The 26,979-nt window shown below is 71.5% G+C and carries 27 protein-coding genes; 21 read left to right on the plus strand and 6 right to left on the minus strand.

What is annotated here, in order from left to right; translation table 11 throughout:
- Nucleotides 1-123: 123 nt before the first annotated feature.
- Nucleotides 124-642: an NUDIX domain-containing protein gene (locus tag H5411_RS39825; protein ID WP_183126804.1), complete on the minus strand. Its 519-nt coding sequence runs from the start codon at nucleotides 640-642 to the stop codon at nucleotides 124-126.
- A 40-nt stretch (nucleotides 643-682) separates the two neighbouring features.
- On the opposite strand from H5411_RS39825, the gene dop reads away from it, so the two are divergent.
- The 4 genes from dop (at nucleotide 683) to prcA (ending at nucleotide 4,339) form a co-directional block, all read left to right on the plus strand.
- Nucleotides 683-2,185 carry a depupylase/deamidase Dop gene (dop, locus tag H5411_RS39830; protein WP_101439873.1) on the plus strand — a complete coding sequence of 501 codons (1,503 nt, stop codon included), beginning with the start codon at nucleotides 683-685 and terminating at the stop codon, nucleotides 2,183-2,185.
- Between the two features lie 89 nt (nucleotides 2,186-2,274).
- Complete coding sequence (locus tag H5411_RS39835) at nucleotides 2,275-2,469, plus strand: ubiquitin-like protein Pup (protein WP_037806475.1); 195 nt, start codon at nucleotides 2,275-2,277, stop codon at nucleotides 2,467-2,469.
- A gap of 141 nt (nucleotides 2,470-2,610) precedes the next feature.
- Entirely contained in the window at nucleotides 2,611-3,474 is an 864-nt protein-coding gene (prcB, locus tag H5411_RS39840; RefSeq protein ID WP_183126805.1) for a proteasome subunit beta, read from the plus strand.
- Between the two features lie 61 nt (nucleotides 3,475-3,535).
- Nucleotides 3,536-4,339 (plus strand): proteasome subunit alpha, encoded by an 804-nt coding sequence (gene prcA, locus H5411_RS39845; protein WP_183126806.1) that lies wholly within the window; start codon nucleotides 3,536-3,538, stop codon nucleotides 4,337-4,339.
- A 316-nt stretch (nucleotides 4,340-4,655) separates the two neighbouring features.
- Here the strand turns inward: prcA and H5411_RS39850 are convergent, their stop codons facing one another.
- The 4 genes from H5411_RS39850 to H5411_RS39865 form a co-directional block, all read right to left on the minus strand.
- Nucleotides 4,656-5,861, minus strand: a complete 1,206-nt coding sequence (locus tag H5411_RS39850) for an RNA polymerase sigma factor (RefSeq protein WP_312878713.1) — start codon at nucleotides 5,859-5,861, stop codon at nucleotides 4,656-4,658.
- Between the two features lie 22 nt (nucleotides 5,862-5,883).
- The gene (locus tag H5411_RS39855; RefSeq protein WP_183126808.1) at nucleotides 5,884-6,234 is read right to left on the minus strand and encodes a YciI family protein; all 351 of its coding nucleotides are present in this window, start codon (nucleotides 6,232-6,234) and stop codon (nucleotides 5,884-5,886) included.
- 110 nt (nucleotides 6,235-6,344) lie between these two features.
- Nucleotides 6,345-7,580 carry an alpha/beta hydrolase gene (locus H5411_RS39860; protein ID WP_101439878.1) on the minus strand — a complete coding sequence of 412 codons (1,236 nt, stop codon included), beginning with the start codon at nucleotides 7,578-7,580 and terminating at the stop codon, nucleotides 6,345-6,347.
- A gap of 327 nt (nucleotides 7,581-7,907) precedes the next feature.
- A complete protein-coding gene (locus H5411_RS39865; RefSeq protein ID WP_220818103.1) occupies nucleotides 7,908-9,347 on the minus strand; it encodes a bifunctional phosphatase PAP2/diacylglycerol kinase family protein in 1,440 nt (479 codons plus the stop codon).
- Nucleotides 9,348-9,552: 205 nt separating this feature from the next.
- On the opposite strand from H5411_RS39865, the gene pafA reads away from it, so the two are divergent.
- From pafA to H5411_RS39930, 13 genes are all read left to right on the plus strand, one after another.
- Nucleotides 9,553-10,911 carry a Pup--protein ligase gene (gene pafA / locus H5411_RS39870; RefSeq protein WP_101439880.1) on the plus strand — a complete coding sequence of 453 codons (1,359 nt, stop codon included), beginning with the start codon at nucleotides 9,553-9,555 and terminating at the stop codon, nucleotides 10,909-10,911.
- Between the two features lie 211 nt (nucleotides 10,912-11,122).
- Nucleotides 11,123-12,160, plus strand: a complete 1,038-nt coding sequence (locus H5411_RS39875; protein WP_183126809.1) for a WD40/YVTN/BNR-like repeat-containing protein — start codon at nucleotides 11,123-11,125, stop codon at nucleotides 12,158-12,160.
- 154 nt (nucleotides 12,161-12,314) lie between these two features.
- Complete coding sequence (locus H5411_RS39880) at nucleotides 12,315-13,307, plus strand: helix-turn-helix transcriptional regulator (protein WP_101439881.1); 993 nt, start codon at nucleotides 12,315-12,317, stop codon at nucleotides 13,305-13,307.
- Complete coding sequence (locus H5411_RS39885; RefSeq protein WP_101439882.1) at nucleotides 13,304-14,284, plus strand: helix-turn-helix transcriptional regulator; 981 nt, start codon at nucleotides 13,304-13,306, stop codon at nucleotides 14,282-14,284. The genes H5411_RS39880 and H5411_RS39885 overlap by 4 nt, the downstream gene beginning before the upstream one ends.
- A 9-nt stretch (nucleotides 14,285-14,293) precedes the next feature.
- A complete protein-coding gene (locus H5411_RS39890) occupies nucleotides 14,294-14,506 on the plus strand; it encodes a bacteriophage holin (RefSeq protein ID WP_101439883.1) in 213 nt (70 codons plus the stop codon).
- A 37-nt stretch (nucleotides 14,507-14,543) separates the two neighbouring features.
- Nucleotides 14,544-14,852 (plus strand): Sec-independent protein translocase subunit TatA, encoded by a 309-nt coding sequence (gene tatA, locus H5411_RS39895; protein ID WP_101439884.1) that lies wholly within the window; start codon nucleotides 14,544-14,546, stop codon nucleotides 14,850-14,852.
- Nucleotides 14,853-14,940: 88 nt separating this feature from the next.
- A complete protein-coding gene (gene tatC, locus H5411_RS39900; RefSeq protein ID WP_101439885.1) occupies nucleotides 14,941-15,909 on the plus strand; it encodes a twin-arginine translocase subunit TatC in 969 nt (322 codons plus the stop codon).
- Between the two features lie 2 nt (nucleotides 15,910-15,911).
- Nucleotides 15,912-16,802 carry a diacylglycerol/lipid kinase family protein gene (locus H5411_RS39905; protein ID WP_101439886.1) on the plus strand — a complete coding sequence of 297 codons (891 nt, stop codon included), beginning with the start codon at nucleotides 15,912-15,914 and terminating at the stop codon, nucleotides 16,800-16,802.
- Nucleotides 16,803-16,853: 51 nt separating this feature from the next.
- A complete protein-coding gene (locus tag H5411_RS39910; protein ID WP_101439887.1) occupies nucleotides 16,854-19,619 on the plus strand; it encodes a DEAD/DEAH box helicase in 2,766 nt (921 codons plus the stop codon).
- A 127-nt stretch (nucleotides 19,620-19,746) separates the two neighbouring features.
- On the plus strand, nucleotides 19,747-20,454 hold the full coding sequence (locus H5411_RS39915) for a DUF4333 domain-containing protein (RefSeq protein WP_101439888.1): 708 nt from the start codon (nucleotides 19,747-19,749) through the stop codon (nucleotides 20,452-20,454).
- A gap of 51 nt (nucleotides 20,455-20,505) precedes the next feature.
- On the plus strand, nucleotides 20,506-21,708 hold the full coding sequence (locus H5411_RS39920) for a GNAT family N-acetyltransferase (protein ID WP_101439889.1): 1,203 nt from the start codon (nucleotides 20,506-20,508) through the stop codon (nucleotides 21,706-21,708).
- Nucleotides 21,709-21,745: 37 nt separating this feature from the next.
- Nucleotides 21,746-22,132 (plus strand): DUF4333 domain-containing protein, encoded by a 387-nt coding sequence (locus H5411_RS39925; protein ID WP_101439890.1) that lies wholly within the window; start codon nucleotides 21,746-21,748, stop codon nucleotides 22,130-22,132.
- A gap of 56 nt (nucleotides 22,133-22,188) precedes the next feature.
- The gene (locus H5411_RS39930) at nucleotides 22,189-23,406 is read left to right on the plus strand and encodes a GNAT family N-acetyltransferase (protein WP_101439891.1); all 1,218 of its coding nucleotides are present in this window, start codon (nucleotides 22,189-22,191) and stop codon (nucleotides 23,404-23,406) included.
- A 46-nt stretch (nucleotides 23,407-23,452) separates the two neighbouring features.
- On the opposite strand, the gene H5411_RS39935 is transcribed toward H5411_RS39930, so the two are convergent.
- Entirely contained in the window at nucleotides 23,453-24,397 is a 945-nt protein-coding gene (locus tag H5411_RS39935; protein WP_101441317.1) for a 5'-3' exonuclease, read from the minus strand.
- A 284-nt stretch (nucleotides 24,398-24,681) separates the two neighbouring features.
- On the opposite strand from H5411_RS39935, the gene H5411_RS39940 reads away from it, so the two are divergent.
- The 4 genes from H5411_RS39940 to H5411_RS39955 all read left to right on the plus strand — a co-directional run bounded on the left by H5411_RS39940 (nucleotide 24,682) and on the right by H5411_RS39955 (nucleotide 26,889).
- Entirely contained in the window at nucleotides 24,682-25,824 is a 1,143-nt protein-coding gene (locus tag H5411_RS39940; protein WP_183126810.1) for a M24 family metallopeptidase, read from the plus strand.
- A gap of 82 nt (nucleotides 25,825-25,906) precedes the next feature.
- Nucleotides 25,907-26,356, plus strand: coding sequence for an Lrp/AsnC family transcriptional regulator (locus H5411_RS39945; RefSeq protein WP_101439893.1), 450 nt, complete (start codon nucleotides 25,907-25,909; stop codon nucleotides 26,354-26,356).
- A gap of 19 nt (nucleotides 26,357-26,375) precedes the next feature.
- A complete protein-coding gene (locus H5411_RS39950) occupies nucleotides 26,376-26,603 on the plus strand; it encodes a hypothetical protein (RefSeq protein ID WP_101439894.1) in 228 nt (75 codons plus the stop codon).
- Nucleotides 26,590-26,889 (plus strand): hypothetical protein, encoded by a 300-nt coding sequence (locus H5411_RS39955; RefSeq protein WP_101439895.1) that lies wholly within the window; start codon nucleotides 26,590-26,592, stop codon nucleotides 26,887-26,889. Before H5411_RS39950 ends, H5411_RS39955 begins: the two co-directional genes overlap by 14 nt.
- Nucleotides 26,890-26,979: the final 90 nt, after the last annotated feature.

Here is a 26,979-nt window from a genome sequence, read left to right on the forward strand (position 1 = left end):
AACCGAAACCGGGGGCCGGGGCCGGGGGGCGGGGGGGCGGGGCCCGCGCCCCGGGGCGGGGACCCCTCCCCCCCGCCCCGCCGACTTGAAGGCGATCCCGCCGCGACGGCGGAGCCGGCGCCATCAAACACAGCGCCGAAACCATTCCCGGACGCCTTCGCGGCCGTCGGGGATGAAGGGCTGTACCGGGTGAGGGTCGAAGACCCAGGCGCGGAGTTCTTCAAGGGGGATCCAGCGTCCCTCGACGATTTCTTCCGGCTGGAGGCGGACCGGGCCGTCCCAGCGGACTTCGAAGGCGAAGTTGTGGCAGCGGATCGTGCCGTCGTCGTAGATTTGGGTGAACAGCGGTTCCGGTTCCACTCCGTGGACGCCAAGTTCTTCGGCGAGTTCGCGGCGCGCGCAGTCGGCCGGGGTTTCGCCCGCCGCGACGACGCCGCCTGCCCAGCAGTCCCAGGTGGACGGGAAAATGTCCTTGTCCGGGGTGCGCAGGTGCACGTAAACGGAGCGGCCGTCGCCCGATCGGACGAGAACGACGCCGGCGGCGTGCCAGAGCCCTTCGGCCCGCACCCGGGAGCGGAGCGCCTCGCCTATCGCGTGGCCTGCGTCGTCATAGAGGGCAACGAGTTCGTCACTGCCTGGCATGGGGGCATCGTCGCACGCGCCGAACCCGTAGGGTGGTGGCATGCGTCGGATCATGGGAACCGAAGTCGAGTACGGCATCGCCGTGCCCGGGGACGCCACGGCGAACCCGGTGCTGACCTCGACTCAGGTGGTGCTGGCCTACGCCGCGGCTGCGGACATCCCGAGGGCGCGCCGGGCGCGCTGGGACTACGAGGTGGAGTCGCCGTTGCGCGACGCGCGCGGGTTCGACCTGACCGGGCCGGGCGGCCCTGGCCACGACCCGGACGTCGAGGACCTCGGCGCGGCGAACGTCATCCTCACCAACGGTGCGCGGCTGTACGTGGACCACGCGCATCCGGAGTACTCCGCGCCGGAGGTCACGAACGCGCGGGACGCGGTGATCTGGGACAAAGCGGGCGAGCGGGTGATGGAGGAGGCCGCGCTGAAGGCGGCCACCGTTCCGGGACAGCCGCCGTTGCAGCTGTACAAGAACAACGTGGACGGCAAGGGCGCGAGCTACGGCACGCACGAGAACTACCTGATGCAGCGGTCGACGCCGTTCACCGCGGTGATCGGCGGGCTGACGCCGTTCTTCGCGTCGCGGCAGGTGGTGTGCGGTTCCGGCCGGGTGGGGATCGGGCAGCAGAGCGAGGAGGCGGGTTTCCAGCTTTCGCAGCGCTCGGACTACATCGAGGTCGAGGTCGGGCTGGAGACCACGCTCAAGCGCGGGATCATCAACACGCGCGACGAGCCGCACGCGGACGCGGACAAGTACCGGCGGCTGCACGTGATCATCGGGGACGCGAACCTGGCGGAGTACTCGACGTATCTGAAGGTCGGGACGACGGCGCTGGTGCTGGACCTGATCGAGGCCGGGGTGCGGTTCGACGACCTGAAGCTGGACGAGCCGGTCCGGGCGGTGCACAAGATCAGCCACGACCCGACCTTGAAGACGAAGGTCGAGCTGGCGAACGGGAAGAAGTTCACCGGGCTGGACCTGCAGTTCGCCTATCACGAGCTGGCGGAGGCGAACCTCGAGCGCACGGGCGCGGACGAGGCGTCGAAGGAAGTGCTGCGGGTGTGGGGCGAGGTGCTGGACGCGCTGGCGCGGGATCCGCAGGAGTGCGCGGACCGGCTGGACTGGCCGGCGAAGCTGCGGCTGCTGGAGGGGTACCGGGAGCGGGACCAGCTGGCCTGGGGCGCGCCTCGGCTGCGGCTGGTGGACCTGCAGTATTCGGACGTGCGGCTGGGGAAGGGCCTGTACAACCGGCTGGTCACGCGGGGTTCGATGAAGCGGCTGGTCACCGAGGAGGAGGTGCAGGCGGCGATCACGAATCCGCCGTCGGACACGCGCGCCTACTTCCGGGGCCGGGCGCTGGAGAAGTACGCGTCGTCGATCGCGGCGGCGTCGTGGGATTCGGTGATTTTCGACGTGGGCCGGGAGTCGCTGGTGCGGATCCCGACGCTGGAGCCGTTGCGCGGGACGAAGGCGCACGTCGGGAAGCTGCTGGACGCGGCGGCGACGGCGGAGGAGCTGGTGGAGGCGATCACCGGTTCGGACTAGCGCGATCCCGGCGTTTCGGGCCGAGGGAAGGCCCTTTTCGTCGGTACCGCTGGGTAGGCTAGGGAACATCGGCCAGACCGGGAGGCGAGATGGCGCAGGAGAAGATCGAGAAGCACGGCGGCGGCGATTCCGACGAGGAGTTCGACGACGCCGGCGGGGCGGGCCAGGAACGGCGCGAGAAGCTCGGCGAGGACGTGGACACGATCCTCGACGAGATCGACGACGTGCTGGAGGAGAACGCCGAGGACTTCGTCCGCGCTTACGTGCAGAAGGGCGGCGAGTAGCCGCCCGCCCGTCGCGGCCGCCCCGGGTGCGGGGCGGTGCGGCGGGCGCGCGCTGGGCCGGAGGTTTCGTTCGGAGCCGCCGGGGGCAGGTTGGTGCCCGGCGGCACCGGGCACGGGATGAGATGGGAACCGAGAGCACGTATGGACAACACCTCCTCTGGGGCGGGTTTTTCCGGGCCCGGACTGCCGTCGGCTTACTTTTCGCCGACGTCGTCGTCGTTCGCGGATTTCGTGCGCGCGACCGCGCCGGAGCTGCTGCCCGCGCGGCGGGTGCCGGCGGGCGCGGCTGAGCTGGACGCGCCGCACGGCACCACGATCGTGGCCGTCGCGTTCGCCGGCGGGGTGCTGATCGCCGGCGACCGGCGGGCGACGTCGGGGAATCTGATCGCGAGCCGGGACATCGAGAAGGTGCACGTCACGGACGAGTACTCGGCGGTGGGCATCGCGGGGACCGCGGGGCTGGCCGTGGAGATGGTCCGGCTGTACGCGGTGGAGCTGGCGCATTACGAGAAGATCGAGGGCGTTTCGCTTTCGCTGGACGGCAAGACGAACAAGCTGGCCGGGATGGTGAAGGCGAACCTGGAGATGGCGATGGCGGGCCTGGCGGTCGTGCCGTTGTTCGTCGGGTACGACCTGGAGGCCGAGGACGCGAAGCACGCGGGCCGGATCGTGTCGTACGACGCGGCGGGCGGGCGGTACGAGGAGCACGCCGGGTACGCCAGCGTCGGTTCGGGTTCGCTGTTCGCGAAGTCGTCGCTGAAGAAGCTGTACGACCCGGACGCGGACGTCGACGCGGCGGTGCGGACGGCGCTGGAGGCGCTGTACGACGCGGCGGACGACGACACCGCGAGCGGCGGGCCGGACATGGTGCGGCGGATTTTCCCGAACGTCATCACCATCACCGCGGAGGACGGCGCGGTGCTGCTGCCCGCGGAGCGGACGGGCGAGGTGGCCGAGGCGGTGGTGGCCGGGCGCGCGGAGCGCAATCACCACCGGCCGGTCTGAGGCCGCCGATGTCCGCTGAATCAATGACTGCCGAGTTTTCGGAGAACGTGGAGCCGACACCGTGACGATGCCGTTGTATGCCTCTCCCGAGCAGTTGATGCGGGAGCGTTCCGAGCTGGCGCGCAAGGGGATCGCGCGGGGCCGGAGCGTGGTGGTGCTGAAGTACGCGGGCGGCGTGCTGTTCGTGGCGGAGAATCCGTCGGCGACGCTGCACAAGGTTTCCGAGATCTACGACCGGATCGGGTTCGCCGCGGTGGGCCGGTATTCGGAGTTCGAGAACCTGCGGGTGGCGGGGATCCGGCACGCGGACCTGAAGGGCTACCAGTACGACCGCCGGGACGTGAGCGCGCGGGCGCTGGCGAACGCGTACGCGGCGACGCTGGGCAGCATTTTCACCGAGCAGCTGAAGCCGTTCGAGGTCGAGGTGTGCGTCGCCGAGGTCGGGGCGACCGCGGCGGAGGACCAGCTGTACCGGTTGACGTTCGACGGGTCGATTTTCGACGAGTCGCCGTTCGTGGTGATGGGCGGGCAGACCGAGCCGATCAGCGCGAAGCTGAAGGACGTCGTGGACGCCGACCACGATCTGCGGACGGCGCTGGCGACGGCGATCGAGGGGTTGCGGGCGACCGCGACCTCGTCGAACGGGAATGGGTCGGCGGCCGAGGCGGAGATCAAGCTCGAGGTCGCGGTGCTGGACCGGGCGAGGCCGCGGCGCGCGTTCCGGCGGTTGTCGGGGGCGGCGCTGGAGGCGTTGCTGCCGGCGAAGGAGGAGCCCGCCGAGAAGCCGGACGATTCCGGCGAGGGCTCGGACAAGGGTTCCGGCAAGGACTCCGACAAGGGCGAGGATTCGGCCGAGAAGGAATGACGTGAGGGGCTGTGGGCCGTTGGCGAACTGCCGACGGCCCACAGTCGCGTTCCGGGGTACTCGCGTGGTGACGTGTGCGCTGGTGACTCCTTGGCGTCGTCGGGTATCCGCGGGCATCCGCTGATCGCGAGGGGCGCGGGGGTTCATGCCGTCAGCGGCTGGCGATCCCGGAGAGAGTTCCGCGGGCGCAAAGGATTCCGACGCGAATGCGGGGTCTCCTCGTGGACGGCCGGATCCGGTATCCCCGACGCCTTCGGCTGAAGTTCCTGGTTCGGTCGTGGGTCCGGCGGGTTCCGCTAGGGGAGCGGGCTCCGGGTCAGAGCGACTCCAGCCGTTGACGCAGATGCGCGCGTTCCGGCTCGGTTCCCGCGCTGGCCAACGCTTCCTGATACGCCGCCGCTGCTTCGTCGTCGCGGCCGAGGCGGTGAAGCAGGTCTCCGCGAGCGGCGGCATACGGGTGGTAGCCCTGCAGCCGAGGGTCGTCGGCCAAGCCGTCCAAGAGTTTCAGCCCCGCTTCGGGTCCGTCGCGCATCGCGACCGCGGCCGCCCGGTTGAGCGCGACCACCGGAGTCGGGGTGAGCGTCAGCAGGATGTCGTACAGCGCGACGATCTGCGGCCAGTCGGTGCGGGCGACGTCCGGTGCTTCGGCGTGGAGCGCGGCGATCGCCGACTGCACCCCGTACGGTCCGGGCGGGCCTCCGGTGAGCGCGGTCGGCACCAGCGCACAGCCTTCGTCGATGAGCGCGGCGTCCCAGGAGGTCCGGTCCTGGTCTTCGAGCAGGACGAACTCGCCGTCCGGTCCGGTGCGGGCGGTGCGGCGGGCGTGGACGAGCAGCACCAGCGCCAGCAGTCCGGTGATCTCGCGTTCGTCCGGCAGCAGGCGGTGGAGGATCCGGGCCAGCCGGATGGCTTCCTCTGCCAGGTCCGGACGCTGGATGTCCGGGCCGGAACTGGCCGCGTAGCCCTCGGTGAACAGCGAGTACAGCACCTGCAGCACGCCGGGCAGCCGGGCGCGCAGCTCGTCGCCGGAGGGTACGCGGAACGGGATTCGGTGGTCGCGGATCCGGTTTTTGGCCCGCACGATCCGCTTCGCCATCGTCGCGGTCGGCACGAGAAACGCCCGCGCGACTTCGGGCGTGGTGAGCCCGGCAAGACAGCGCAGCGTGAGCGCGAGCCGGTCCTCGGCGGCGAGCGCGGGATGGGCGCAGGTGAAGAACAGCTGGAGCCGGTCGTCGGGCAGGTCGCCGTCGGCCCCGGGCGGCGGGGGAGGGTCGGTGCGGTCGGATTCCGCTTGCAGGACAGCGAGTTTCGCCGCGTACGCCTGGTCCCTGCGGAGCCGGTCGACGGCCTTGCGGCGCGCGGTGGTCATCAGCCACGCGCCGGGTTTCGCCGGAACGCCGTCCACCGGCCAGTGCACCAGCGCGGCCTCCACCGCTTCGGCGGCGACTTCCTCGGCCAGGTCGAGATCCCCGAAGCGGCGGACGAGCGCGCCGAGCAGGCGGCCGTGCTCCTCGCGGAACACAGCCGCCACGGACGCTCGGGCGTCAGACACCGAAGTCGGCGATCGGGCGGACCACCACCGAACCGTCGCGGGAACCGGGGCAGCGCGCGGCCCAGTCGAGCGCCGCGTCGAGGTCCGGCACGTCCAGCACGTAGAACCCGCCGAGCAGTTCGCGGGTCTCGGCGAACGGGCCGTCGGTCGTGATCGAACGCTCGCCGTCCGGGCCCACCCGCACCTTGGTCGCGGTCACGAGATCGGCGAGCGATTCCCCGCTGACGTAGACCCCCGCGTCGCGGACTTCCTTGTCGTAGGCCATCCAGTCGGCGGGCTCGCAGCCGGCCGCGCCGCCCTGCTCGGTGGCCGCCGGGGCGTGGATCAGCAGCAGGTACTTCATGGTCGGGCTCCTTCGTCGGTCAGGGCGGCCGGAGTGCCGCACTGACCTCACCACGAACGGCGCCCGCCCGGATGGACAGCGCCCGGAAGATATTTTTCCGGACGATCCGCTCAGGAGGCGGCAGGCGCGGTGCGGAAGTTCTGATCGGCGAAGGCGAGCATGTAGGGCAGCGTCGCGCGCGCGGTGTGCCACGTGTGGTTGAACCCGCGTTCGGCGTGCACCACGACCTCCTGGCCGCGCCGCTGCAGCGACGCGGCGATGCGGTGCGCGGTCGCGACGTCGGTGGGCGCGCCGGTGCCGACGGTGAGCATCACGGCGATCTTCTGCGGGAACGGCATCGTCGGGATGTAGCGGCGCGGGGTGTTCGCGGCGATCGCCGCCTGGTTGCCGCCGAGGACGCCGACCGAGTCGTTCAGGTCGTCGTACGGCAGCGAAATCAGCAGGGTGCCGAACTCGTCGAGGTGGTGCAGCCCGATGTTCAGCGCGCCGAAGCCGCCGCCGGACATGCCGCCGAGCGCGCGGTGGCCGCGGTCGGCGTACGTGCGGTAGTGCTGGTCGACCGACGGCACGATGCTGCCGGCGAGATACGTCTCCAGCTGCGGCCCGCCCGGGACGTTGAGGCATTCCCAGTCGGTGCTCGGCCGGTTGGCGGTGAGGTCGACGCTCACGATGATCATCGGCTGGATCACGTGCGCGTCCTCGAGGCTCTTCAGCGTCTGCGGCGCGGAACCGGAGGTGAGCCAGTCGCGCGGCCCGCCGTAGGGGTAGCCGTGGATGAGGTAGACGACCGGATAGCGCTTGGCCGCGTTCGCCGGGTCGTGGTAGCCGGCCGGGAGGATCACGTAGTTCTCGCCGTTCGACACGCCGTGCGCCGGGTCGGGCACGTTCAGCACCTCGATGCTGCCGTTGGCGCTGGGCTGGGCCGCGGGACGGCCGGCGGAGGGGGAGCTGCCGCTGCTGCCGCCGGTGGAGCTGTCGGCGGCGCTGATGTCCGAGCCTTCGGCCGGATCGTCGCTGGTGCCGCGCAGCAGGGTGCCCGCCACGTTCATCACGCCGCCCCCGCGCTGCAGGAGCCTGCCGAGGTCGCTGGGAGTGCGGACGTAGCCGACGTAGCTGTTCACCGCGGTGACCGCGGCGATCAGGAACAGCGCGATCGCACCGCTGATGCCCCAGCGGCGCACGCGGCGGCGATGCGCGAGCGCGATGGTGACGGCGAGGACCGCCGCGGCGGCCCCAGCGAACGCGAGCCACAGCAAAGGGGATTCGAGCGGACCGATGTCCCTCGCCTGGGAGGTGACCGACGGGGGCAGGACCGGGTCGACAGCCTGCGGAAGCATCCTCGTCATCCGCGGCCTGCCGGACCCGGGCAGCTGTGACCGCGGAAGGAAAAACGCACTGAGAAAACCCCTGCCGTGAACTGGTGCGGACAGGGCTGTCCGCACCTCGAAGATCACGCTAGGGAGGGCTCGCTGTGGATTCGTTGAGAAAAGATAAAGAAACGGTCAAGGTTTGCCGTTGACGCGGCCAGCTGGCGGCAAACGCGCAAGTCGGGGCCGGGAATTCCGGGTGCGAGGTGGCGAAGAACTCGGTGCCCGGCCGAGCGCTCTCCGAGGGACCTTAGGGCAGGACCCGGCCCGGAGTCACAAGCTGGTTCGCGACAGCCCGGCCTCGGCTCAGGAAGGGCTGTCGGGATTCCGGTAGACGGTCAGCGCGCTCGGCCGCGACCGGAACCGGAACTCCCGGCCGAGCGGGCCGACCTCGCCGTCGGTGGCCACCCGCCGGTTCCCGTCGAGCAGCCGCACGTGCAGCTCCGGCAGATCCCGCTGCCGGTAGACGTGGCTCGCGTGCAGGCTGTTGGTGAGGCTCGCGAGCACGAACCGGACCCGCGACCAGCGCACGTCGGCCCGCACGTACCGGACGTCGAGCAGACCGGTGTCGAGCGCCGGGCGCCGCGACGGCGCGAAACCCTTGGGCGCGTAGGTGCCGTTGCCGATGAAGATCAGCCACACCCGCGTCGGCTTCCCGTCCAGCTGCACCGGGAGCGGCTTCGCGCGCCGCAGCACGCGCACCAGCGCGATCGCCGCGGACGGCCACTTCGGGAACCGGGTTTGCAGCTTCTCGCGCAACCGCACCATTTCCGGGTAGCCGCCGAGACTGGCCGTGTTGACGAACCAGCGGTGCTCGGGCTCGCCGGTGCCGTCGATCTCGACCTCGGCCAGGTCGACGCCGACCGCGTGCCCGCCCTCGGTCGCCTCGTCCGCGTCCGGCATCGAGCGGACCCCGATGTCGCGGGCGAAGTGGTTGAGCGTCCCGGCCGGGATGAGGGCCAGCGGCAGCCCGCGTTCGGCGGCGACCGACGCCACCGCCGCGACCGTGCCGTCCCCGCCCGCGACGCCGAGCGCGCGGACCGAGCCGTGCGCTTCGATCTCCTCGGTCAGCTGCTCGCGCAGATCCCGCGACTGGTCCGGATAGATCAGCGACGCCTTCGGCCAGGCAAAGCGGACGTCGTCGGTCGGGTCGAGGCCGTTGATGCCCGAATTCGGGTTCACCAGCGCCAGCATGTTCTCGCCGTCGCGCATCTCCGGCGCTTGCGCCCGGTGGGCGGTGCGGGCGCGGACGTCCGGGTGCAGCGGCCACCAGTGCCGGGTCAGCACCGCGATCCCGGTCCCGATCGCCAGCCCGGCGGCGACGTCGCTCGGCCAGTGCACGCCGGTGTGGACCCGGGAATACGCCACGGCCCCGGCGAGCGGGACGACGGCCAGCCCCGCTCGCGGCGACTCCATCGCGACCGCGGCCGCGAACGCCGCGGCCGAAGCCGAATGCCCGGACGGGAATGACGACGACGTCGGCCTTTTGCGCAGCTGACGGTGCGAGGGAACCTCTTCCTCGGCCGGACGGCGGCGCGGGAACAACGGCTTCGCGACGAGATTCGCCGCGGCGCTCGCCCCCGCGATCGCGGCGATCCCGCGCAACGCCCCCCGCCTCCCCGGGCCCTTCCGGACGGCCAGGACAGCCGCCACGGCCCACCAGAGCCGTGATTTGTCCGCACTTCGGGACAACGCGGTGATCACGTCGTCGGCCCGGGTGCGCGGGAGAGCCGCACTGCGCCGCATCAGCGCCCGATCCCGCCGCCCCACCTGCCGGAACGCCCGGCCGACCTGCTGGAACACTCTCGTCCACCTCCGCTGGCCGCGCCGGAACGCGCACCGGTCCCGGCGACCGGTTTCCGCCGCATTGTCACCACTTGCAACGTACCGACCGCGTGTCGCCGCCCGAACGGCGCACCTTCCGCGGGGGTGCAGCGCCTACTCTGGTGGGATGCAGCGGCGGATCTTTGGCATCGAGACCGAGTTCGGGGTCACGTGCACCTTTCACGGCCAGCGCAGGCTCTCGCCCGACGAGGTCGCGCGCTATCTCTTCCGGCGGGTCGTCTCGTGGGGACGCTCGTCCAACGTTTTCCTGTCCAACGGCTCCAGGCTCTACCTCGACGTGGGCTCGCACCCGGAGTACGCGACAGCCGAATGTGACGACCTGACCCAGCTCGTCACGCACGACAAGGCCGGCGAGCGGATCCTCGAGGACCTCCTCGTGGACGCCGAGCGCAGGCTCGCCGACGAGGGCATCGGCGGCGACATCTTCCTGTTCAAGAACAACACCGACTCGGCGGGCAACTCCTACGGCTGCCACGAGAACTACCTGGTGACCCGGGCCGGGGAATTCTCCCGGATCGCCGACGTGCTGCTGCCGTTCCTCGTCACCCGCCAGCTCATCTGCGGGGCGGGCAAGGTCCTGCAGACCCCGCGCGGCGCGGTGTACTGCCTCTCCCAGCGCGCCGAGCACATCTGGGAAGGCGTCTCCAGCGCCACCACCCGGTCCCGGCCGATCATCAACACCCGCGACGAACCCCACGCCGACGCCGAACGCTACCGGCGCCTGCACGTCATCGTCGGCGACTCCAACATGGCCGAGCCCACCACGATGCTCAAGGTCGGCTCGGCGCACCTGGTGCTCGAGATGATCGAGGCCGGGGTTCAGTTCCGCGACTTCACGCTGGACAACCCGATCCGCGCGATCCGGGAGATCAGCCACGACCTCACCGGACGCCGCCAGGTCCGGCTCGCCGGCGGCCGCGAGGCTTCCGCGCTCGACATCCAGCGGGAGTACCACGCCCGGGCCGTGCAGCACCTGAAGGAGAACGGGTCCACCCCCGCCAACGAGCGGGTGGTCGAGCTGTGGGGCCGGGCCCTGGAGGCGGTCGAGGAGCAGGACTTCAGCAAGATCGACACCGAGATCGACTGGGCGATCAAGCACCGGCTCGTGGAGCGCTACCGGTCCAAGCACGACCTGGACCTGTCCAGCCCCCGCGTGGCGCAGCTGGACCTGGCGTACCACGACATCCGCCGCGGGCGGGGGATTTTCGACCTCCTGCAGCGGAAGGGACTCGTCCGGCGGGTCACCGACGACGGCGAGATCGAGGCCGCCAAGGACACCCCGCCGCAGACGACCCGGGCGAAGCTCCGCGGCGACTTCATCGCGGCGGCGCAGGCCGCCGGGCGGGACTTCACGGTCGACTGGGTGCACTTGAAGCTGAACGACCAGGCACAGCGGACCGTGCTGTGCAAGGACCCGTTCCGCTCGGTAGACGAGCGGGTGGAGCGCCTCATCGGGTCGCTGTGACATGGCCCCGGCTTCGCCGGGGCGGCGGGATCGCCGTTAAGTCGGCGTGCGAAGGGACAGTGCGCCCGGCCTGGGGGCCGTGAGCACTGCCCCTTCTCACGCCGACGCGATCCCGCGTTGTGGCGGCGCGAGCAGGCGCTGGGTTGGAAATCGTTGGGGCGGGCGGAGAAACCGACGAAAGTTGTCGGGTTGGTGCGGCAGAGTTTGCGGCATGCGTGCGTTCCGGACGGTCCTGGTTCTGTTGGCAGTGCTGTCGGTGTCTGTGGGCGGAGTCGCCGCGGCGTCCTCGCTGCCGTCGTGGCGGGTGCTGCCTACGGGAACGACGGCGCAGTTCCGTGGCCTGTCCGCGGTCAGCGCGCGGGTCGCCTGGGTCAGCGGCACCCAGGGCACTGTGCTGCGGACAGTCGACGGCGGTCGCGGCTGGGCTCCCGTCGGGCCGCCGGACACGGGGAAGCTCGAGTTCCGCGACATCGAAGCCTTCGACGCTGACCACGCGGTCGTGCTGTCGATCGGGCCCGGGGCGGATTCCCGGGTCTACCGAACCGACGACGGCGGGAAGCACTGGCGGCAGACGTTCAGCAATCCCGATCCCGCCGCGTTCTACGACTGCCTCGCCTTCTTCGACCCGTGGCGCGGACTGGCGATGAGCGATCCGGTCAACGGGAAGTTCCGCGTGCAGGCCACCTTCGACGGCGGCCGCAGCTGGCGGCAGATCCCGGACGACGCGTTCCCGCCCGCGGAGCCGGGAGAAGCCGGGTTCGCCGCCAGTGGCCAGTGCGTCACCACGTCCGGACCGTTCGACGCGTGGCTCGCCACCGGCGGCGGCGCGCATGCTCGCGTCTTGCACTCCGGAGACGGCGGACGGCACTGGACCGCGGCCGAGACGCCGTTGCCCAGCAGCGCGTCGGCCGGAGTTTTCGCGGTGGCGTTCCGTACACCGTGGCAGGGCGTCGCGATCGGCGGCGACTACGCCAATCCGACCGCGCCTGGTCCGGCTGTCGCGCTGAGCCAGGATCGCGGCCGCAGCTGGCGTACGCCGCCTGAGCATCCCGCTGGCTACCGTTCCGGCCTCGCCTGGCGCGGAGGCACGGTGCTGGCCGTCGGACCCGGGGGCAGCGACCTCAGCCGGGACGGCGGGCGGCACTGGACGTCGTTCGACAGCGGCAGTTTCGACACTGTGGACTGCGCTCGGGACGGCGCTTGCTGGGCCAGCGGAGCGAAGGGACGAGCGGCGAAGCTGGTTCCGTAAGGGCGAACCCGATCCGGGCAGCCGGTCCGCCGGAACGGCGGTGCGTGACGGGGCGGGCGCGGAGGGTCCACTCGCCGCACGCGGGCTGACCAGGCGCGACGCGCGCAGGCTGGACCTCACGATCGGGCTGGACGGGGAGAGCTAGAGTCGTCTGGTGTCCACCGCACGCGCCGAACGGCTGGTCAACCTCGTGCTGGCCCTGCTCTCCACCCGGCAGTACCTCACCGCGGAGCGGATCCGCGGGATCGTGCCCGGGTACGCCGACGCGGCCAGCGACGACGCCTTCTTCCGCACCTTCGAGCGGGACAAGACCGAACTCCGGGAACTCGGCATCCCGCTCGAGACCGGCCGCAACTCCGTCTTCGACCCGGTCGAGGGCTACCGCATCGCCCGCCGCGACTACGAGCTCGGCGAGATCGACCTCGCCCCCGACGAGGCCGCCGCCGTCGGGCTCGCCGTCCGGCTCTGGGATTCGCCCGAACTCACCGGACAGGCCCAGGGCGCGCTGGTGAAACTGCGCGCGGCCGGCGTCGAGGTCGACGACCAGGCGCCGACCGTGATCGAGCCGCGGGTGCGCGCGGAACCCGCGTTCGCGCCGATGCTCGCCGCCGTCCAGGCCGGACAGGCGGTCCGGTTCGAGTACCGGCGCAGCGGCTCCCCGGAACGGCGCATCCGCACGCTCGAACCGTGGGGCGTCGTGTCCTGGCGCGCCCGGTGGTACGTCGTCGGGCACGACCGCGACCGCGACGCCACGCGGTGCTTCCGGCTCTCCCGCGTCACCGGGAAGGTCACCGCGATCGGGAAACCGGGCACGGTGGTGCGGCCCGAGGGCGTCAACCTGATGCAGCTCGTGTCGGTGACCGGCGGCGGCGAGGACCCGGCTCCGGTCACCACCGCCCGGCTGTGGATCGCCGACGGCCGCGCCGCGGGAGTCCGCCGCCGCGGCGACGTCGTGGGCCGCGAAACCGTCGCCGGCGAGGAAGGCGATGTCGTCGAGATCGGCCTGTACTTCCCGGAATCGGCCGCCGACTGGATCGCCGCGCAAGGCCCGGACGTGCTCGTGCTCGAACCCGACGTGCTGGCCAAATCCGTGCAGCACCGCCTCGAAGCCGTGCTCGCCCGCGCCGGACAGGGGAGCGGGCGATGACCGCTTCCGGCGAACGCATGCCGAGACTGCTCGCGCTCGTGCCCTACCTGCTGGCCCGCCCCGGCATCCGGATCGACGAGGCCGCCCACGACTTCGACGTCACCCCCCGCCAGCTGCGCAAAGACCTCGAACTGCTGTGGATGTGCGGCCTGCCCGGCTACGGCCCCGGCGACCTCATCGACCTGTCCTTCGAGGGCGACACCATCGTCGTCACCCACGACGCCGGGATGAGCCGCCCGCTGCGCCTCACCGGCGGAGAAGCCACCGCGCTCCTGGTCGCGCTGCGCGCGCTCGCCGAAACCCCGGGCGTGGCCGACGGCGACGCGGTCCGCCGAGCCATCGCCAAAATCGAGGACGCCGCCGGACAGGCCCGCCCGGCCGGAGTCGTCGTCGGGGGAGGAGTGCGCGAGGGAGCCCGCGCCGCCCGCACCCGCGAGACCGTGGCCGGCGCGCTGCAAGACGGCCGCGCGCTGCGGATGCGCTACTACACCGCCTCGCGCGACCAGATCACCGAACGCACCGTCGACCCGATGCGGCTCGTCATCGTCCAAGGGGTCGGCTACCTCGAAGCGTGGTGCCGACGGGTCGAAGGCGTCCGCCTGTTCCGCCTCGACCGGGTGGACGCGCTCACCGTCTTGGACGAACCCGCGGCTCCGCCCGCCCACGCGCGGCCCACCGACCTGTCCGACGGCGTTTTCTCCGCTCGTCCCGATCAGCGGGTCGCGCATCTCGTGCTGGACCCCGACGCCCGCTGGGTCGCCGAGTACTACCCGTGCGAGGAACTCGACGAACTCGACGGCGGACGGCTCCGCATCGCCATGCGCTACAGCGACGAGCCCTGGATGGTCCGGCTCGTGCTCAGCCTCGGCGGGGAAGCCCAGGTGGAGAGCCCCGCCACCCTCGCCGAGGCAGTCGGTCGCCGAGCCGCCGACGCCGTGGCGCGCGCCCGTCACCTCACGTCCATCTCCGACCGATAAGGTGGTTTCGTGCCGTACCTGCCCGTCTACGTGCTGCTCGCGGCCGGTCTGCTCGTCCTGGCCCTGCTGCTGGTACGGACCGCCGGAGTCTTGCGCCGCTTCCGCCGCACCATGAGCATGGTCAGTGCGGACACCCACGACCGGACCGGACTTCTCCGGGCCCGGTCCGCGGCACTCCGTGTGGCCGTGGCCGAACGCCGCCCGGCGGCCGGCAACAAGTAACATCAGCACAGACCCCAGACAAGGAGGGCAGACGACCATGAACGCGCTGCAGCCGTGGCACATCATCGTTCTGGTGCTCGTGGTGGTTCTGCTGTTCGGAGCGAAGCGGCTCCCGGACGCGGCCCGGTCCATCGGCAAGTCCATGAAGATCTTCAAGGCCGAGACCAAGGACCTGACCGGCGAACAGAAGACCGAGGCCGAGGCCGAATCCGCCGACACCCGGCACATCGCCGCCCCCGCGCAGACCTCGCACGACCAGCAGGTCGCCGACCTCCAGCGCCAGCTCGACGAACTGAAGAAGCAGCAGGCGGCCTCGGCCGACCAGCCGCAGAAGAACGCGAGCTGACCCTCCGCGCGCACCACCCGGTCCCCGGTCCACGGCGGCGCGCCGGTGCGGCGCGCCCCGGCGGGCTCTGACGAGAACGGAACGACCAGTGGCGGAAGCCGCCCACGGCAACGGCAGCCGGTCCAGCAAGCGGAGCCGGCGCAGCCGTCGGAACAATCCCGACGGCACGATGACGCTCATCGAGCACATCTACGAGTTCCGCCGCCGCCTCGGCTGGGCGGTCGTTTTCGTCGTCGTCGGCGCGATCTTCGGGTTCATCTGGTTCGAGCAGCGGCTCGGCCCCGTCCCGTCGCTCGGCGACATCATGACGCACCCGTACTGCGCCATCCCCGCTTCGCAGCGCTTCGCCGGAGACCAGTCCGGCTGCCGTCTGCTGCAGACCGTGCCGTTCGAAGCGTTCATGATCCGCCTCAAGGTCGGCGTGGCCGCGGGCGCGGTCCTGCTGTCCCCGGCCTGGCTGTACCAGATCTGGGCGTTCATCGCGCCCGGCCTCTACGCCAAAGAGCGCCGCTACGCGATGATCTTCGTCAGCTTCGCCTCGGTCCTCTTCGCCGCCGGCGCGGTGCTGGCGTACCTGCTCGTCCCGCACGCGCTGGCGCTGCTCGCCGGCTTCGGCCAGGACCAGTTCGTCACCGCGCTCACCGCGGACAAGTACATCTCGTTCATCCTGTCGCTGCTGGTGATCTTCGGCGTCAGCTTCGAACTGCCGCTGCTCGTCGTGATGCTCAATCGCGTCGGCGTGCTCAAGTACCAGCAGCTCAAGAAATGGCGCCGCGGCATCGTCTTCGCGCTGTTCGTGTTCGCCGCGTTCGCCACCCCCGGCTCGGACCCGTTCTCGATGCTCGGCCTCGCCGCCGCGCTGACCCTGCTGTTCGAGATCTCGATCCAGATCGCCCGCTTCCACGACCGCAAGCTCGACCGCGTCCGCCACGACGAGGGCTGGGACCAGCTCGCCGACGACGAGGCCGCACCGTTCAACTACACGCCGAGCACCGTGGACGAGGAAGAACCGGCCGCCAAGCGGCCGTCCGGCAACTCCGTCGACGACATCACCTGACCGTGGGCCTGAACGCAGCACTGGCCGTCCACCCGGCCTCCGGTCGCGGCGCGGCCGCCCGCGTCGCCGAAGCGGTCGCGGCACGGCTGCGGCCCGCGGTCGACCGGCTCGACCTCCTCACCGCCACCAGCGTCGAGGAATCCCGCGCGCTCATGCGGTCCTCGCACGCCGAAGGCCTCGACGTGCTCGTCGTCCTCGGCGGCGACGGCGCGGCCCATCAAGGCGTCCAGTTCTGCGCCGACCACGGCGTCGCGCTCGGCCTCGTCCCCTCCGGCACCGGCAACGACTTCGCCCGCGCCCTCGGCGTCCCGGCCGACCCCCGCGCCGCGGTCGACGCGCTCGCCAAAGCCCTCCAGGCCGGGCACCGGCGCAGCCTCGACCTCGGCCGCCTCGGCGACACCTGGTTCGCCACCGTGCTGTGCGCCGGATTCGACGCCGCCGTCAACGCCCGCGCGAACGCGCTGCGCTGGCCCACCGGACCTCGCCGCTACGACCTGGCGATCCTCGCCGAACTCGCCGCGTTCAAGCCCCGCCCGATCGTCGTGCACACCGACGACCGCGTCCTCGAACTCGAAGCCACCCTCGTCGCGGCCGGCAACACCCCGTACTACGGCGGCGGCATCCCGATCTGCCCCGACGCCGCTCCCGACGACGGCCTCTTCGACGTCACCGTCATCGGTGCCCCCGGACGCGCCCGCCTCCTGCGGATGCTGCCGCAGCTGCGCACCGGCGAGCACGTGCACAAGCCCAGCGTCGAGACCTTCCGCACCCGGACCCTCCGCATCGAAGCACCCGGCTGGCCGGTCTACGCCGACGGCGAAGACCAAGGCCGGACGCCGGTCGAAGCGGTCTGCGTGCCCTCCGCGCTGACCGTCGTCGTGCCCGCGCCGTGACCGGCGGCACGCCGCGTGCGGAATGTCGGGGGTGTGTGGAACCCTGACGGGGTGGCCACTAGCCCTTCACCATCGCCGGCCGAGGCCTACGCTGCCTCGCGCCGCCGCGCCAAGCATCCCCAGCTGACCCGGTTTTCCGCCGAATCGGCCTTCGAATTCGACGATTTCCAGATCCGCGGCTGCGAAGCGCTCGAAGAGGGCCACGGCGTCCTGGTCTGCGCCCCCACCGGGGCGGGCAAGACCGTGGTCGGCGAGTTCGCCGTCCACCTCGCCCTCGCCGAGGGCCGCAAATGCTTCTACACCACGCCGATCAAGGCGCTGTCGAACCAGAAGTACGCCGACCTCGTCGAGCGCTACGGCAACGACGCCGTCGGCCTGCTCACCGGCGACACCTCGATCAACGGCAACGCCCAGGTGGTCGTCATGACCACCGAGGTGCTCCGCAACATGCTCTACGCGGGCAGCTCCGCCATCCCCGAACTCGGCTACGTCGTCATGGACGAGGTCCACTACCTCGCCGACCGCTTCCGCGGCGCGGTCTGGGAGGAAGTGATCCTCCACCTGCCCGACCACGTCCGCGTCGCCGGCCTGTCCGCCACCGTCAGCAACGCCGAGGAATTCGGCGAATGGCTCGTCGAGGTCCGCGGCGACACCACCGTCGTCGTCGACGAGCACCGGCCGGTCCCGCTGTGGCAGCACATGCTCGTCGGCAACCAGCTGCTCGACCTGTTCGCCGGCCAGAACGAGGCCGACCCGGGGGAGCAGCTGCGGATCAACCCCACGCTGCTGCGCAAAACCGACGACCTGGGGCGGTTCGCACCGACCTTCCGCGGACCCCGCGGCGGCCGCCGGGGCGCCCCGCCGCGCGGCCCCAGGTTCCGGCCCCCGTCGCGCGTCGACGTCGTCGAACGGCTCGACCACGCCGGGCTGCTGCCCGCGATCGTGTTCATCTTCTCCCGCGCAGGCTGTGACGCCGCGGTCGCCCAGTGCGTCCGCTCCGGCCTGCGGCTCAACGGCCCCGAGCAGGTCGAGGAGATCCGCCGGATCATCGACGAGCGCACCGCCGAGCTGCCCGAGGGCGACCTCGGCGTCCTCGGCTACTGGGAATGGCGCGAGGCGCTCGAACGCGGCTTCGCCGGCCACCACGCCGGGCTGCTGCCCGCGTTCAAGGAAACCGTCGAGGAACTGTTCGTCCGCGGCCTGGTCAAGGTCGTGTTCGCGACCGAAACCCTCGCGCTCGGCATCAACATGCCCGCCCGCACCGTCGTGCTCGAACGGCTCGTGAAATACAACGGCGAGGCGCACGTCGACCTCACCCCGGGCGAGTACACCCAGCTCACCGGCCGCGCCGGCCGCCGCGGCATCGACATCGAGGGCCACGCCGTCGTCGCCTGGCAGCCCGGGGTCGACCCGAAGGCCGTCGCCGGGCTCGCGTCCACCCGCACCTACCCGCTGCGCTCGTCGTTCCGCCCCGGCTACAACATGGCGGTCAACCTGGTCTCGCAGGTCGGCGCGGACGCGGCCCGCGACCTGCTGGAACAGTCGTTCGCGCAGTTCCAGGCCGACCGGTCGGTCGTCGGCACCGCGCGGCGGATCGAACGCAACAAGGAAGCCCTCAAGGGCTACAGCGCCGCGATCTCCGGCGATTTCGACCAGATGCTCGACTACGTCGAACTCCGCGCGAAGATCTCCGCCCGCGAGAAGACCCTGTCGCGGCAGAACACCTCCTCCCGCCGCGCGGAAACCGCCCAGTCGCTGGAGAAACTGCGCAAGGGCGACGTCATCGCGGTCCCGGCGGGCCGCCGCGCCGGGCTCGCCGTGGTCGTCGACCCCGGCCTCGACCCGATCCGCGAACCCCGGCCGGTCGTGGTCACCGAGGACCGCTGGTCCGGGCCGCTGTCGTCGGCCGACTTCCCGGCCCCGGTCGAAGCGCTCGGCCGGATCCGGCTGCCCAAGCACCTCGAACTGCGCTCGCCCAAAACCCGCCGCGACATCGCCTCGGCGCTGCGCGAATCCGGCATCGCCCTGCCCGGACGCCAGCGCCGCCGCACCGCGGCCGCCGACGACGCCGAACTCGCCTCGCTGCGCCGCGCCCTGCGCGCCCACCCGTGCCACGGCCTCGCCGAACGCGAGGCGAATCTCCGCTGGGTCGAGCGCTACCAGCGGCTCGCCGCCGAAACCGAACAGCTCGAACGGAAAGTCGCGGCCACCACGCACTCGCTGGCCCGCGCGTTCGACCGGATCCTGCGGCTGCTCTCCGAACGCGGCTACGTCCGCCCGGGCGACGGCGAGGACCGCGTCACCGAGCACGGCCGCCGCCTCACCCGCCTCTACAGCGAGTCCGACCTGCTCGCCGCCGAATGCATCCGGCACGGCGTCTGGAACGGCCTCGGCCCGGCCGAACTCGCCGCGGTGGTGTCCACGCTCGTGTTCGAGGCCCGCCGCGACACCGCGGGCGAACCCCGCCTGCCCGGCGGCGCGGTCCCCGGCGCGTGGCAGGAAACCAGCAGGCTGTGGGTCGAACTCACCGAGGACGAACGCCGCCACCGCCTCGACCGCACCCGCGAACCCGACGCCGGATTCGCGTGGCCGGTCTACCGCTGGGCGCGCGGCGAATCCCTGGAAAAGGTCCTCACCGCGGCCGAGACCAACGGACAGGAACTGTCCGCGGGCGACTTCGTCCGCTGGTGCCGCCAGGTGATCGACCTGCTCGACCAGATCCGCGACGTCCTCGGCAAGGAGGACCCGGTCGGCTCGGCGGCGGCACAGGCGGTCCGGGCACTGCGCCGCGGCGTGGTGGCCGCGGGCGCGGCATGACCGCCAGGGCACACCTTGGCGGCGACTGCGCGCGGACAGGTGTGCCCGGTCCAGACCTGTGGTTGGATCGCGCACGACACCCGCGGCCCGGCCTGCGGATGCGGACAGACGAAGGCGGAGGCGAACGATGAGCACGCCGTACGGCGGCAACGACCCGCGGCAGCAGCCCCAGTACGGGCAACAGCCCTACGGCCAGGATCCCCACTACGGGCAGCAGCCGGGCGGCGCGTACCCGCAGAGCGGGCCGCAGCAGCAGCCGTACCCGCCTCAGCAGTACGGGCAGCAGCCCTACGGTCAAGACCCGCAGTACGGCCAGCAGCCCGGCGGCTACCCGCAACAGCAGCCGCCCCAGCAGCCGCAATGGGGCCAGCAGCCGCCGCAGTACGGGCAGCAGCCGCCCTCCTACGGCCAGCAGCAGCCCTACGGCGACCCGCAGCAGCCCTACGGCGGCCAGCAGCCCGGCCAGTACGACTACGGCCAGCCGGGCGGAGCCGCGCCGGAGTCCTCGGGCGGGTCGAAGAAGGGCCTGTTCATCGGGATCGGCGCGCTCGTCGTCGTGGTGGCCGTCGTGGCGATCCTCGGCTTCGTCGCGCCCGGCTTCTTCAAGACCCAGGTCTTCAACAACCAGCAGATGCAGACCGACGTCGCGAAGCTGCTCACCGACACCTACAAGATCCAGGGCGTCAGCGGGGTCACCTGCCCGGCCGAGCAGAAGGTGGAGGACGGCGCGAAATTCGAGTGCACCGCCACCATCAACGGCAAACCGCAGCAGGTGCCGATCACCGTCAAGGGCACCGAGGGCAACTACGAGGTGTCGCCGCCCTCGGCCAAGTGACGCCATTCAATTCAGTGGCGGTCCGGCGGCCGGCCCGGCGATGATCGGGGCATGAGCGACCGCACCGTCCGCCTCCTCCGTCCCGACGAGCAGCGCGCGGCCTGGGACCTGTTCCGGGCCGCGCTGCACGTCCAGCCCGGCACCGACGAGGAATGGGAACGCGTCTCCGCGGCATACCGGGCCGAACGCAGCTGGGGCGTCTTCGAACCCGACCTGGTCGGCACCGCCCGGTCCTTCGCATCGGAAATGGTCGTCCCGGGCGGAGCGCGGCTCCCGCTGGCCGCGGTGACCGGCGTCGGCGTCAAAGCCGGACGCACCCGGCGCGGCGTGCTCAGCGCGCTGCAGGCCGCGCAGCTGGCGGACCTCGCCGAAAGCGGCGTCGCGCTCGCGCTGCTGCACGCGTCCGAAGGCGCGATCTACGGCCGCTACGGCTACGGCGTCACCACCCTCGCGAACCAGGTCGTGGTGAAGAAGCACCGCGCGCAGCTTCGCCCGGACGTGCCGGCCGGGGGAGAGGTCACGGTGCTCGGCATCGACGAGGCCGCCCCGAAATGGCCGGAACTGTACGCCTCGACCGCGATGGGCCGGGTCGCCGCGATGACCCGGTCCGAGGTCTACTGGCCGAGCCACGAAGCCCACCTGCGCCGTCGCGCGAAACTGGTCCAGACCGCCGTGCACCGCGGCCCGGACGGGACCGACGGCTACCTGATCTACCACGTCGAGGACGGCGCCACCCACGACAGCGGCAAGCTGCAGGTGATGGCGTTCCACTACGCCAACCCGGACGCGTTCGCCGGACTGTGGCGGTTCCTCCTGTCGGTCGACCTCGTCGACGAGATCGTCCTCCCGATGCGCCCGCTCGACGAACCGCACGCGCTGCTGTTCACCGACCCGCGCGCGGCGAAAACCGAAAGCACCGAGGACGAAAGCTGGCTCCGGCTGATCGACGTCCCGGCCGCGCTCGCCGCCCGCACCTACGGACCGGCCGAACCCGTCGTGCTCGAACTCTCCGACCGGTCGCTGCCCGCCAACGACGGCCGCTACCGCGTCGGACCCGACGGCGCCTCCCGCACCGACGCGGAACCGGCGCTGCGGCTCTCGGCGGACACCCTCGCGATGCTCTACTTCGGAACGTGGCGCGCGTCCGCGCTCGCCGCCACCGGCCGGATCGAGGTGCTCGACCCGGCCGCGCCCGAGGCCGCGGACGTTCTCTTCGGCACGCGCGAATCGGTGTGGTGCGGTACGTTCTTCTGACCGTTGACCAGACGTTTCGCGCAGAGGAGCGGGATTGATGCGCGCCGTGCGGGTGCTGCTGTTGTGCGGCTTGGGAATGCTCGGCGCGGCGGGCTGCGACAGCGGCACGCCCCCGCCCGCGGTCCACACAGTCACCGTCACGCCGAGCAGCTCCGCGCAGCCGAGCACCGCGCTGTCGTCTGTGCCCAGCTCTTCCTCGGCGACGCGGGTGTTCGACTCCCGGGCGATGGCCTCGGCCGTCACCCGGCTCCTCACGACCGACTACAAGCTGGCGCACGTCGGCGCGGTGTCCTGCCCGGACCGGCAGCCCGTCGCCGACGGCTCGCGGTTCCAGTGCACTGTGGACATCGCGGGCACGACGAAACACGTCCCCATCACGGTGACCGGCGCGGACGGCAACTACCGCGTCGACCCGCCGCAGTGACCCCGCCGCGCTAAATCCGATAGCCGCGCGGCGGCCCGCATTGGTTCAATCGGGACATGAGCGACTACGTGGTACGCCAGATCACCGACGCCGAAAGCCGCGCGACTTTCGAGCTTCTGGTGCGGTCCCTGCACGGAAACCCGCCCTCGGACGAGCGCTGGGCGCGGGTCGCCGAGTCCTGGACGGCGGACGGCCGGACCGGAGCGTTCCACGACGGCGAAGCCATCGGCATCGCCAGCTCCTTCGCCACGAAGCTCACCGTCCCCGGCGGCGGCACCGTTGCGATGGCCGCGGTCGACGGCGTCGGCGTCCGCGCGGACTGGACCCGCCGCGGCGTGCTCACCGCGATGATGGACCGGCAGCTGCACGATTTCGTGCAGCGCGGCCACGTCGTCGCCGCGCTGCACGCGAGCGAAGCGCTGATCTACGGCCGCTTCGGCTACGGCGTCGCCACCCGCATGGCCACCCTGCAGGTCCGGCAACCGGCCCCGCTGCGCGAAACCGTCGTCGCTCCCGGCCGTGTCCGGCTGCTGTCCACGGACGAGGCGATCGCGACGATTCCCTCGCTGTACCAACGGATCGACACGGGTCGTCCCGGCCGGATCGCCCGCCCGGAACTCTGGTGGCCGATCGCGTTCAACTGGCATCTCCACGCGGACGGCGGCAACCACCGAGTCGCTGTCCACAGTGGACCGGACGGCGACGACGGCTTCGCGGTCTTCCACGTCGTGCCGCAGAACAGCTACCTCGACCCGGAGCGCGGCGCCGCACTCGAAGTCCGCGAACTGCACGCGGCGTCCCCGGAAGCGCTGGCCGGGCTGTGGCGGTTCCTGCTGTCGGTGGACCTGATCGAGGTCGTGAACGTGCGCGGCCGTCCCGTAGACGATCCCGTCGGGCTGCTGCTCGTCGACCCGCGCCGCGCGCACACCGTCGGCCTGGACGACGAACTGTGGCTGCGGCTGATCGACGTGCAGGCGGCGCTCGCGGCTCGCGCGTACGGCTCCGCGGAACCGGTTGTGCTGGAAGTGAACGACCGGATGCTGCCGGACAACCGCGGCCGGTACCGGGTCAGCAGCAGCGGAGTCGAGCGCACTGAGGCCGATGCCGATCTGCAGCTCGACGTCGACACCCTGGCGATGCTGTACCTCGGCGCGTGGGAAGCCGGTCCGCTCGCGTTGTCCGGCCGGATCACCGGCGCGAGCGCGGAAACGCTGGCCCGGGTGGACGCGCTGTTCCGGACCGCGACGCAGCCCTGGACCGGCACGCACTTCTGATCTGGCAGGGAGGGTTCAAGCGCTCGGCGGAACCCTCCCTGACAGATCAGGCTCCGGGCAGCGCCGCGAGCAGACGCTCCACTGAACGGCCCAGATTCCACCGCTCCGCCAGCTCCGCCACGCGCTCCGGATCGGCAGGTGCGGAGGGCACCGTGTCCGGCCCGGACTGCACGACCGGCGCGTCCACCGCGACCCGCACCACGGTGGGCGCGACGGCCAGATAGTCCGCGGCGTCGGAGAGCCGCAGCCGGGTCTTCAACGGCACCCGCGAATCCCCGGCCGAGGACGCGGCGACGAGTTCCTCCAGCGAACCGAACTGGGTGATCAGTTTCGCCGCGGTCTTCTCGCCGATCCCCGCCACGCCGGGCAGCCCGTCCGACGGGTCGCCGCGCAACGCGGCCATGTCGGCGTAGGCGGGTCCGGCGTGCTCGGCCGGAACGCCGTACTTCTCGGCGATTTCCCGCTGCCCCAGCACTTCCGCCTTCGCCCAGCCCTTGCCGACGTACACGACCGACGTCGGCGTCGGCTCCGCGCGCACCAGCTGGAACAGATCGCGGTCGCCGGTGATCACCTCGACCGGAGCGTCCTTCTCCCGCGTCGCGAGCGCGCCGATCACGTCGTCCGCCTCGTAGCCGTCCGCCTCCGCGACGGCGAACCCGAACGCCTCCAGCACTTCCAGGATGATCGGCACCTGCGGGGTCAGCGTGTCGGGCACCTCTTCGACGTCCGCCCCGCCGTCCCCGGGCACCGCGACCCGGTGCGCCTTGTAGCTCGGCAGCAGATCGGTGCGGAACTTCGGCCGCCAGTCCGCGTCGAGACACGCGACCAGCCGCGACGGACGGCGGTCGGTCAGGATGCGCGCGATCGTGTCGGTGAACCCGCGCACGGCGTTGACCGGCGTCCCGTCGGGCGCGGTCATCGAATCGGGCAGCGCGTAGAACGAGCGGAAGTAGAGGCTCGCGGAATCGAGGAGGGCGAGTGGTCCGGTCACCCGCACAGCCTGCCACGTCCGGCCCGCGTTGCCCCGAAACCGGCACCGGGCGCGTCAGCTCTCGCGAAGGCCAAGATCCGTGAAGGGCTCCTTGAGGGAATCAGATTCCCTCAAGGAGCCCTTCACGGACAACCTCCGCGGGCGCGCTGGCGGGCGAACCCGCGGCTGCCGGGAAACGGCGCGATCGGCCGCCCGCGCGGGACTTCGGCAGGAGGACCGGGGCGGCACGCCGGAGGGGGAGGACGGGCGGGCTGCGCCGGGTCGCCGGTACTAGGCTCGGCGTCATGTCGAGCCGATCCCTCCACCCGCCCGCTCCCGACGCCGCCGCGCTCCGCGCCCGTCTCGACCGTGCCGCGAAAGCGGCCGCCGCCGCCGGCGCCGACGCGCTGCTCGTCGCGCCCGGGTCCGACCTGCGGTACCTGCTCGGCCAGGCGGGCGGCTCGTTCGAGCGGCTGACCACGCTCGTCGTTCCCGCCGACGGCACCCCCGCGCTCGTCGTGCCGAAGCTCGAGGCCCCCGGCTACGCCGACGTGCCCACCGACGACCTCGGCGTCGAGGTGCTGACCTGGGTCGACGGCGACGACCCCTACCGGCTCGTCGCCGACCGGCTCGGCAAGCCCGGCCGGATCGCGGTCAGCGACTTCACTCCGGCGCTGCACGTGCTGTCCCTGCGCGCCGCGTTCGGCGACGCCGAGCAGACGCTCGCCGGGCCGATCGTGCGCGAGCTGCGGATGCGCAAGGACGCCGCCGAGATCGAAGCACTGCGCAAGGCGGGCGCGGCGATCGACCGCGTGCACGCGCGGATGGGCGAATGGCTGCGGGCCGGCCGCACCGAGGCCGAGGTCGGCGCGGACATCACCGCCGCGATCGTCGAAGAGGGCCACACGCACGCGGACTTCGTCATCGTCGGCTCCGGGCCCAACGGCGCCAGCCCGCACCACGACGTGTCCGAGCGCGTCATCGAACGCGGCGACGTCGTCGTGATCGACATCGGCGGCCCGGTGCCCGAGGGCTACAACTCCGACTCCACCCGCACCTACTCGATCGGCGAACCCCGCGACGCCGACGTCGCCGAGACCTACGCCGTGCTGCAGCGCGCGCAGCAGGCCGCGGTCGACGCGGTCCGCCCCGGAGCCACCGCCGAGAGCATCGACAAGGCCGCGCGCGACGTCATCGACGCCGCCGGCTTCGGCGAGTACTTCATCCACCGCACCGGCCACGGCATCGGCCTCGACGTGCACGAGGAGCCCTACATCATCAAGGGCAACGCGCTGCCGCTCGAAGCGGGCATGGCCTTCAGCGTCGAGCCGGGCATCTACCAGCCGGGCCGCTGGGGCGCGCGGATCGAGGACATCGTGCTCGTCACCGACTCGGGCGTCGAGCCGGTGAACACGCGCCCGCACGAACTGGTCGTGCTGGACGCATGAGCGCGGCTCGCGAGCGAATCATCGCCATTCCTGCCGTCGCCTCCCCGGCGACCAGCGTGAAACTCCTCGAGGAGGCGACGGCATGAGCACGCTGGAACCGCTCGACCAGGCGATCGTGCAGGAGCTGGCCGCCGACGGCCGGCGCAGCTTCACCGATCTCGCCGAACGGGTCGGGCTTTCGGTGTCGGCGGTGCACCAGCGGGTGCGCCGTCTCGAACAGCGCGGCGTCATCCTCGGCTACACCGCCCGGCTCGACGGCGAGCAGATCGGCCTCCCGCTCACCGCGCTGATCTCGCTCACCCCGAACGACCCGGCCGCGCCCGACGACTACCCGCAGCGGATCCAGCACATCACCGAGATCGAGTCCTGCTACTCGGTGGCCGGCGACGAGTCCTACATCCTCCTGGTGCGGGTCGCGTCGCCGCTCGGCCTCGAAGACCTGCTCCGAAGGATCCGCGAGGCCGCGAAGGTGTCCACCCGGACCACCGTCGTGCTGTCCACCCCGTTCGAGGGCAGGTCGCCGACGCTGTGAGAGTGGTACGGTAAAAGGTATGGCAACACGTAAGGTGACACTCTCGCTCGATACCGGTGCGCTCGAGTACGCCGAGCGGGCCGCGAAAGCACACGGAATCTCGGTCTCGTCCTGGCTGTCCAAGGCGGCCCGGCGCGAGGCGGTTCGGACCGGGTACACCCCGCAGCGCGCTCCCGTCACGCCGTCCGCCGAAGCGGACGAGGCGGAGCGGGCGGCGGCGGAGAAGGAGATGCGTGCGCAGGGGTGAGGTCTGGTCCTACCACCCGCCTACTGATCCCGCGCGGCAGCGGACTGTCGTGTTGCTGTCTTCGGACGGCGTGAACGAGTCCGAGCGGCCTTGGCTGCTGGGCACGGAATTGCTGGACCGGGATCCGCAGGACATTCTCGGGGTGGCGGTGGATGCTCGGTATTGGGTGTCCACGTTGAATTTGACGCGGTTGTATCGGCCTTGGCTGGCGGAGCGGATCGCGGAGGTGGATTCGGACGTTCAGGAGCAGATCGATGTGGCTTTGAGGGCTGCGTTGGATTTGTGAGTTCTGGGGCGTTTCGGCTCGTCGCCCTGGGGGCGACATTGCATTTGGGGGTTGCGTGGGGGCACCCCGAAGTTGATTGTGACGACGGCG

The organism is Amycolatopsis echigonensis, assembly GCF_014174495.1.
In the GTDB taxonomy this organism is placed as follows: Bacteria; Actinomycetota; Actinomycetes; order Mycobacteriales; family Pseudonocardiaceae; genus Amycolatopsis; species Amycolatopsis echigonensis.